The 5,637-nt window shown below is 58.5% G+C and carries 5 protein-coding genes and 2 pseudogenes; 4 read left to right on the top strand and 3 right to left on the bottom strand.

What is annotated here, in order from left to right:
• Both ABID16_RS23540 and ABID16_RS23535 read right to left on the bottom strand, forming a co-directional pair.
• Window positions 1-180, bottom strand: a pseudogene (locus tag ABID16_RS23540) (hypothetical protein); the annotation flags it as partial.
• Between the two features lie 48 nt (window positions 181-228).
• The gene (locus ABID16_RS23535; RefSeq protein WP_354558816.1) at window positions 229-681 is read right to left on the bottom strand and encodes an RrF2 family transcriptional regulator; all 453 of its coding nucleotides are present in this window, start codon (window positions 679-681) and stop codon (window positions 229-231) included.
• Window positions 682-891: 210 nt separating this feature from the next.
• On the opposite strand from ABID16_RS23535, the gene ABID16_RS23530 reads away from it, so the two are divergent.
• A complete protein-coding gene (locus ABID16_RS23530) occupies window positions 892-1,827 on the top strand; it encodes an alpha/beta fold hydrolase (RefSeq protein WP_435532471.1) in 936 nt (311 codons plus the stop codon).
• A 56-nt stretch (window positions 1,828-1,883) separates the two neighbouring features.
• Here the strand turns inward: ABID16_RS23530 and ABID16_RS23525 are convergent.
• Window positions 1,884-2,108: pseudogene (locus ABID16_RS23525) on the bottom strand (transposase domain-containing protein); the annotation flags it as partial.
• 169 nt (window positions 2,109-2,277) lie between these two features.
• Between ABID16_RS23525 and ABID16_RS23520 the strand changes: the two are divergent.
• From ABID16_RS23520 to ABID16_RS23510, 3 genes are read left to right on the top strand one after another with little or no spacing between them, the layout of a single operon-like run.
• Window positions 2,278-3,519 carry a site-specific integrase gene (locus tag ABID16_RS23520; protein WP_354558814.1) on the top strand — a complete coding sequence of 414 codons (1,242 nt, stop codon included), beginning with the start codon at window positions 2,278-2,280 and terminating at the stop codon, window positions 3,517-3,519.
• Complete coding sequence (locus ABID16_RS23515; RefSeq protein ID WP_354558813.1) at window positions 3,519-4,475, top strand: tyrosine-type recombinase/integrase; 957 nt, start codon at window positions 3,519-3,521, stop codon at window positions 4,473-4,475. Before ABID16_RS23520 ends, ABID16_RS23515 begins: the two co-directional genes overlap by 1 nt.
• A complete protein-coding gene (locus ABID16_RS23510) occupies window positions 4,468-5,475 on the top strand; it encodes a tyrosine-type recombinase/integrase (RefSeq protein WP_354558812.1) in 1,008 nt (335 codons plus the stop codon). The genes ABID16_RS23515 and ABID16_RS23510 overlap by 8 nt, the downstream gene beginning before the upstream one ends.
• Window positions 5,476-5,637 lie beyond the last annotated feature (162 nt).

Genomic DNA, 5,637 nt, shown 5'->3' with positions numbered 1-5,637 from the left:
GGGCGATCGCACATTGGAAAGACGTGGCCGGAATTGCCACCTGATCACCCCAACCCCACCGGATGCGCGCTCGTCCGGATTAACCTGACAGCACCGCGCCTTCACATCATCCGGCCAACGCCGGTTGCCACGCCGCGGCTCGACAACCTCGTAGCGCCCAACAAATCCATCTTCTGCCATGCAAATCTCCAGATACTCCCGGAAACCTTCTCGCATACCCAGCAAGCCTCAAAAAACAGCCAATCCAATGGGCCGCAGACGGCGCTTACTGTGTTTGGCATCTTTCGCTATCTGCGCCAGTGTCGTGGCAGCGTACTTCGCAATCAGATGGGCCTCTGCGGCAGCATGCGCCTTTTCCAGCACAGAATTCGATGCACGCTCGACTGGGCAGGTTGGGTGATCTCGCGAGATGGGAGCGGCGAGGATAGGCCCCTTTGTTAGAGCGCGCTGGACGTCAAGCACAGTGACCTGATCGAGCGACCGGGTCAGTTTCCAACCGCCTCCTCGGCCGCCTTCGGATTCAACAATCCCATGTTCACGCAGCGCCCCGAGCGTACGGCGCACAACAACGGGATTTGTGTTGAGCATCAACGCAATCCTTTCTGATGTTTCCCTGCCGCCGAGCAGTCCCATGTGAACCAACACGTGCAGCATTCTGGCGAGCCGACCGTCGGTCGTCATCACAGACCTTTCCGCAACAATTATAGTTACGCTATCTTGACATCGAGCTCTTACCGTAACACATGTTGTTACACGATAGAAGGAGCGCAAATGCGACGCCGTCAGTTTTTGAGTCTTTCGCCACTCGTGTTTGCCTTTCCATCAATAGCCCTGCCAGCAAATCAGGAGGCGTCCGTGAAAGAGACAATTATTCAGACCCGCACCATCAACATGAGCATCCTCGATGCAGGTCAAGGCCCGTTGGTTCTGTTTTGCCACGGCTTCCCTGAGACCAAATACGCATGGCGACACCAGATCAACGCAGTTGCACAAGCTGGTTACCGCGCCGTTGCGCCAGATATGCGAGGTTATGGCGGTACCGACGCGCCTGAACATATAGATCAATACACGGTCTTCCACGCGGTTGGCGACCTGGTGGCACTGCTTGATGCGCTTGGTGAGCACCAGGCCGTCATCGTCGGCCACGATTGGGGTGCCACAATTGCGTGGCAAGCTGCGCTGTTGCGGCCAGATCGGTTCCGCGCTGTCGTCGCACTTAGCGTGCCGATGATGGGACAGCCACCTGTGCGACCATCAAAGATTTTCCCGCAAACCGAAGACGCACTTTTCTACACGCTGTATTTTCAAGAACCCAAGCTCGCCGATGAGGAGTTTAACCGCGATGTGAGCTTGACTCTCCGCAAGCTCATGTTCGCAGCAAGTGGAGAAGCAGGCCGACGTAAACCGGGCGATGGGACACCCAATCCATTCGGAATGGTCGCGAAGAGCACCGGGTTGCTGGCAAGCCTTCCAACTCCCGACAAGCTGCCGGAATGGCTACCCAGCCGAGAATTCGACCAACTGGTCACAGCCTTCAAATTGTCAGGCTTCACCGGAGGATTGAACTACTATCGCAATCTTGATCGCAACTGGGAGCTGCAGCAAGGCTGCGTCGGACAACTGGTCAAGGTGCCCGCACTTTTCATGATCGGCGAGCGTGATACTGGCCTGACTATACCCGGCATGGATCAGATTATCGCCGCAATGCCGAACTTGGTACCTGACTTGCGAGGCTCCTATGTTCTTCAAGACGCGGGCCATTGGCTTCAACAAGAGCGAGCGAAGGAAGTATCGGAGTTGGCGACCAAGTTTCTGGGCGAACTTTAGACTTCCCGGATCGGATTGCCTCTCGTCTGGCCAAGGCCAGACGAACCGACCGGCAGCTAGTTGGTCAGGTCAAACTGCCGTGCCGCCGAAGCTGCGTAATTCCACGGCAACAACTCATCGATCCGACTTTGCTTATGTCCTTTCACGATGGCGGTGAGCGTGGCGGTCATGTAGGCAAGCGGATGGACGGCATTGAGCTTACAGGTCTCGATGAGCGAGGCGATGGTCGCCCAGTTCTCGGCTCCAGCGTCATGCCCCGCGAAGAGTGCGTTCTTTCGGTTATGCAAATCTTTGCATAACCGAAATTATGCGAAGCTCGGGATTATGTGTAGGCTTTCTGGATCCTCGGTAAAAAACCATTGTTTTACAGCGATTGCGAAAGCAGCGTGACGATTCCAACTGCGCATAATTTCATTCTCCCTGCTCCAATCACTGGAAGGGGAGATTTCCATGAAGCCCATCATTTTGCAGCCTGGACCTCAAGCATGGCTATCGTCCAGCACTCTATCATCCTATCAGGACCGCTATGTCGCTCGTCTTCGGGAAGACCGGTACGCGCACAATGTGATCCGCGTCTATCTTGCGAGCGTCGCCCATTTCGCACGCTGGCTCGGCGAGCAGGGCATTGGTCTTTCATCGCTGAGCGCGGCGGTGCTGGATCGCTTTCTTAACGATCACCTGCCGATCTGCAGTTGTCCTCAGCCAGTTCGCCGGACGCGGTATGAACTGCGAACCGCCATTCGTCACCTGCTGAGACTGCTTGAGGCCGAGGGGGCCATTCGGCCGGATGACGAGCAGGATGGGCTAAGCAAGGAGCTGGCCACGTTCGATGCCTATATGCGTGACGTCGCAGGCTTAGCGGAGACCACACGGCGGCAACGTGGTTTAATTGTCGGCAGATTCCTCGCTCAAACTTTCGGCGCGGGCTCTGTCGACATCACGAAGATCGATACCGGAGCGATGAGGCGGTTCGTCCTGGGTGAAGGTCGCGATTGGGGCGCCGGGGCAGTGCGCGTCGCGGGTAGTTCGATAGGCGGCTATCTGAAGTACCGACAGATGTGCGGCGACAAGGTCAGCAAACTTCTGCAGGCCATCCCGCGCGCGGCGCACTGGCGTCTGGCGTCACTACCCGAGACATTGTCACCAGCCCAGATTGACGCGCTTCTGGCATCGTTCGATGCGAATCTACCATCTGGTCGACGGGCCTATGCCATGGTCAGATGCGTCACCGATCTTGGCCTTCGCTGTGCGGAAGTGGTCAAGCTCCGCATCGAGGACATTGATTGGCGGAACGGAACAGTCAGGATCGCTCGCTCCAAGACGCATTTCATGGACTGCCTGCCGTTGCCCAGGGCAACCGGCGAGGCAATCGCCGAATACCTCAGGCACGAGCGGCCCGAGACGGTGAGCCGGGCGATCTTCGTTCGCCATGTCGCGCCCTATGATCGTCCGGTCCAGACAGGAGTAGCCAAGCGTGCAGTCATCGCCGCGTTTCGCCGGTGCGGTTGGGATCGGTGCGACCCGCATGTTCTGTGCCACAGCGTGGCAAGCCGACTGCTACGCGAGGGCACACCGATGAAGCACATTGCCGATATCCTGCGCCATCGCAGCCTCGACACATCAAAGATCTACACCAAGATCGATTTCGACCGGCTGTCGGCTGTCGCTCTTCCCTGGCCAGGGAGGGCGTGATGGCGATGAAGACAACAATGACGGAACATGTCGCAGCCTACCTGGCGGAACGCTCTATGCTCGGCTTCAACGTCAGCGGCCCCGACGCTCGGCTGCTGAGGTCCTTTGCCGGTTTCGCCGACGAGCAGAACTGCGGAACACTGACCAACGACCTTGTCATCCGCTGGACAAAGGACCGGTCGCGGATCAGTCACCCCTTCACCTGGGCTGGACGGCTGGCAGTTGTGAAGCCGTTTGCAGCATACATGACGCGCCTGGATCCCGTGACAGAGTTTCCAACAACGCCGATATTCGGCAAGTCGCGGCGGAGGTTGACGCCCCATATCTATACCGATGACGAGATCCTCGGCTTAATGGCCGCGGCACGCGCCCTCCAACCGCAGGGGGGGCTGCCATCGGTCGTGTTCGAGGCGTTGATCGGATTGATCGCCGCGACCGGGCTGCGCATTTCGGAGGCGATCAACCTGCGCTGCCGCGATGTCGATATCGAAGCCTGCTGTGCAACGGTGCGTATGACCAAGTTCCGAAAGTCTCGGCATGTGCCGTTTCATCAGTCGGTCGCCAGCGCGCTTGATTCATATCTGCTGGTCCGAGAGCGTTTCGCCAGGAAGGAAGAGGAGCAAGCCTTCTTCACCATCGCAGGCGGGCAACGCCTCAACAAGCGAACCGTCCACGGCGTCTTTCAACGGCTGCGCCTCGCAGCCGGAATCATGCCGCGCGGTTCCTATCCCCACGTTCGCATTCATGATTTGAGGCACACCTTCATTTGTCGACGGCTGGAGCGCTGGCAAGCAGACGGATGCGACATCGACAACGCCATCGCGGCGCTCTCGACCTATGTCGGCCACGCCAAGGTATCGGACACCTATTGGTACATGACCGGCATCCCCGATCTGATGGCCACCGCCGGATCACGCTTCGAAGGCTTCGCACTCGGGGAGAACGACTATGTCTGATCGCAACGCGCCGTCCCTCTCTAACCTTGTTCAGCGCTTCTTTCTTGAACATCTTGGCCAACACCGCGCCGTCAGTCGTCAGACGGTTGCCGCCTATCGCGACACGCTGAGGCTGCTCCTGGGATTTGCCGCACAGCGACTGCACCGAACACCAAGCGCGATTGCACTGTTGGACCTCGACGCGCCGTTGCTCCTGGCATTTCTCGATTACCTCGAGAAGGAACGTGGCAACAGCGTGCGAAGTCGCAATGCGCGCCTCGCGGCAATACGGACTTTCCTAAAATACGCTGGACATCACGACATCGATGCACTGGCCACCATCGAACGAGCGCTCGCAATCCCGCAGAAGCGATTTGACCGGCCCATGGTCGGCTTTCTGTCGAGAGACGAGATCCGCACCATCATCGAGGCCCCAGACCCTAGCACTTGGGCTGGCCAAAGAGACCGTGCCATGTTCAGCACCCTGTACAATACCGGCGCGCGCGTTTCCGAGATGATCGGCGTGCGCTGGGGCGATGTCGTGCTCGAAGGACAACTAGCTGCACATTTGCATGGCAAAGGCCGCAAGGATCGATCGGTGCCTTTGTGGCGACCAACGGCGTCGCTGCTTCGTAGCTGGCGCCGGCGGCTCGGTGAGCCGCCGGCCGATGCGATGCTCTTTCCGAACCGCAGCGGTGGCCACATGACCCGTTCTAACGTGACCCAAAGGCTGCAGCTTGCTGTTGACGTGGCCACGCGCGAGCATCCGGCACTCGCCGGTCGAGCAGTAACCCCGCATGTTATTCGCCACACGACAGCGATGCATCTGCTTCAATCTGGCGTGGATATCACCGTCATCGCTCTTTGGCTCGGTCACGAAGACACTGCAACAACGCACATGTACGTCGAGGCAGACCTGACCATGAAGGAGCATGCGCTGATGAAGCTGCAGCCCGCAGGGGCAGCACCCGGGCGCTTCCGGGCATCTGACGACTTGATGAGGTTCCTTAAAGCACTCTGATTATGTCAAGTTCATCGTGGCGAAGACAGTCTTCAACCTGCCCCGCCGCGGTGATCTACGCATAATCCTGAGAGCGGCGGTGCAAAAACCTACCACGGTAGCGGCGGGATAGTCCCGCTTCGGGCGGCGTAAAAGTCGGCCACCTATTTACCTTCTGCGACG

Source organism: Limnomicrobium aquaticum, assembly GCF_040545545.1.
Lineage (GTDB): Bacteria > Pseudomonadota > Alphaproteobacteria > Rhizobiales > Rhizobiaceae > Ensifer_A > Ensifer_A aquaticum.
The sequence above is the reverse complement of the archived record's forward strand: the minus strand, read 5'-3'. Positions and strand labels throughout refer to the sequence as shown.

What these genes read in the sequence shown, in the direction of transcription:
- ABID16_RS23520 (WP_354558814.1), top strand. Translation starts at nt 2,278, where the DNA reads ATGAAGCCCATCATTTTGCAGCCTGGACCTCAAGCATGGCTATCGTCC.
- ABID16_RS23530 (WP_435532471.1), top strand. Translation starts at nt 892, where the DNA reads ATGAGCATCCTCGATGCAGGTCAAGGCCCGTTGGTTCTGTTTTGCCAC.
- ABID16_RS23515 (WP_354558813.1), top strand. Translation starts at nt 3,519, where the DNA reads ATGGCGATGAAGACAACAATGACGGAACATGTCGCAGCCTACCTGGCG.
- ABID16_RS23535 (WP_354558816.1), bottom strand. Translation starts at nt 681, where the DNA reads ATGACGACCGACGGTCGGCTCGCCAGAATGCTGCACGTGTTGGTTCAC.
- ABID16_RS23510 (WP_354558812.1), top strand. Translation starts at nt 4,468, where the DNA reads ATGTCTGATCGCAACGCGCCGTCCCTCTCTAACCTTGTTCAGCGCTTC.